This window comes from Oleiphilus sp. HI0123 (assembly GCF_001635315.1).
Map to the genome: position 1 here is coordinate 1 of NZ_LWGE01001265.1, position 2529 is coordinate 2529.

The following is a 2529-nucleotide window of genomic DNA, read 5'->3' on the forward strand; positions in this document are numbered from 1 at the left end:
CACTAATGCTCGCCCTTTTGGTATTACCTGGGACGGTAGAGACTTATGGGTAGCTGACCAAGAAGAACTCAAGGTTTACCGCATTGACCCAAGCGACGGTAGCGTTGTTGACTTCTTTGACACACCAGGAGCTGACCCTAAAGGATTAAGTTGGAACGGCGAATATCTTTGGCACACAGACCAAACCACCGCTACGATTTACGCTATCGAAACAGGGGTTATCCCGTTTGGCATTACCGGCTGCTTTGAAAAGAACGGTGTAGCAGTCAATGCTGATATATTACTTAGCCAAACAGCTTTATCTGACCAATCAACTAGCACTGATATTGATGGCTGCTTCCAGTTCACTGACTTCACCGCTGGCACACCAATCCAACTAAAAGCCAGTGAAGCTGGCGTTGATGAAAAACCTATCATTACTCTTGCCGAAACATCAGCGGGCTCAACTGACGTCACACTTATTGTTGGCGACGAATATTCCGAGCCCGGCTACTCCGCTTATGATACAGAAGACTTGGATTTGACATCTGAGGTCGTTACTAGGCCGAACGTTATCGATACTCCCACTATTATCGATACATCCGTACCAAACCCTACGGGAATACTAGTTGAATATGATGTCGTTGATAGCGCAGGTAACAACGCTGATACGGTATCTAGAATGGTCTACGTTCTAGAAGAGGATATCATCGCTCCCGTTATTACTCTTACTGGCGACGACCCGACATACGTTGAACAACTGACCAGCTATATAGAACCCGGCGCAACAGCAATCGATAATCGTGATGGAGATATCAGCGCAAACATTACTATTTCCGGAACCGTTGATGCAAACACTGCTGGAACTTACACCCTGCCCTACGACGTTTCGGATGCCGTTGGAAACATCGCAACGACTGTCACTCGTAATGTAATCGTCCAAGACACAACTATCCCTAGCATTACACTAAGCGGAGCTTCGAGTATCACTCTGGAAAAAGGCGACACTTATATAGAAGAAGGAGCCACAGCCACCGATAATGTTGATGGTGATATTACGGCTAATATCATTATCTCAGGAAGCGTCACGAACGATACGGTTGGAAGCTATGTCCTAAACTACGACGTGTCAGACTCATCAGGCAATGCAGCAGTAGTCGTTTCTCGCACAATTAATGTTGTCGATACCACTGCACCGATTATTACGCTAATAGGCGCCAGCCCGTATAATCAAGAATTAAACACCCCGTTCACCGACCCTGGCGCTACTGCATCAGATGTTCCAGGCGAAGACTTAAGCAGCTCCATTGTCGTCAGCGGTTCTGTTGATTCAAGCATTGCTGGTACTTACACACTTTCTTATGACCTAAGCGATGCAGCAGGAAATATAGCGACAACAATATCTCGCGACGTAATCGTTGCCGATACCGGCGCGCCAACGATCACCCTTCTTGGAAGCAACCCTCTTGATCACGAGCTTGGAAATGCCTACACCGATCCAGGCGCTACTGCATCAGATGCAATCGACGGAGACTTAAGCAGCAGCATTGCCGTAGCTGGAGATACCGTCAACCCGAACCTAACAGGCACATGCAATGTCACATACGATGTTTCGGACTCAGTTGGCAACGCTGCACCTACCGAAATAAGAACAGTAAACGTAAACGACACAACACCTCCAACTCTCATTTTGTCTGGCGACTCAACAGTTCTGCATGAATTACGAACCCCCTATACAGATGCTGGCGCAAGCGCAAATGACAATACCGATAGAGACATCACTACGAGTATTGTAGTCGGCGGAGATACAGTAGATAGTGATACCGCCGGTGTATATATCATCACTTATAACGTAAGCGATGCCGCGGGCAATGCAGGCGCACCAATCAGCAGAGTTGTTGACGTTGCTGACCGCACAGCACCGGTAATAAGCTTACTTAGCGCAAACCCTTTGGATCATGAAGTAGGCACCATATTCGTTGGCCCTGGTGCAACAGCATCCGATATTATAGACGGCGATGTTAGTGCCGATATTGGCGTATCTGGCTCGGTTGACCCAAACACAATTGGCGCTTATACACTTTCCTATAATGTCAGCGACTCGGCAGGAAACGCTGCAACGACGGTAGTTCGTACAATTAATGTTGTCGATACCGGAGTGCCGGCCATCACGCTACTTGGCGACAACCCCATTTTACACGAGCTGCAAACTACCTCTACCGACCCTGGTGCCACTGCAATAGATGCCGCAGACGGAGACCTTTCATCTAGTATTGTCATCACAGGCTCAGTCGACTCAAATACCGCTGGAACTTATACACTCAGTTATGATGTGACTGATTCACAAAGCAATGCTGCGACAACCGTAACACGAGACATTATCGTTGCAGACCGAAGCGCTCCACTCATCACTATTACCGGTAGTACTACAGTTAATCATGAGCAAGGCACTTTATATACAGACGCTGGCGCAACTGCTAGTGATGTAATTGACGGTGATATCAGTGCAAACATCGTCACAAGCGGTACTGTTGACGTTAATACTGCCGG

1 protein-coding gene is annotated in these 2529 nt (G+C 47.6%); it reads left to right on the forward strand.

The genetic code is table 11. The features are described 5' to 3' along the window. The coding region (locus tag A3761_RS14965) for a DUF5011 domain-containing protein (protein WP_156491874.1) at positions 1–2529 on the forward strand (2529 nt) is incomplete at both ends.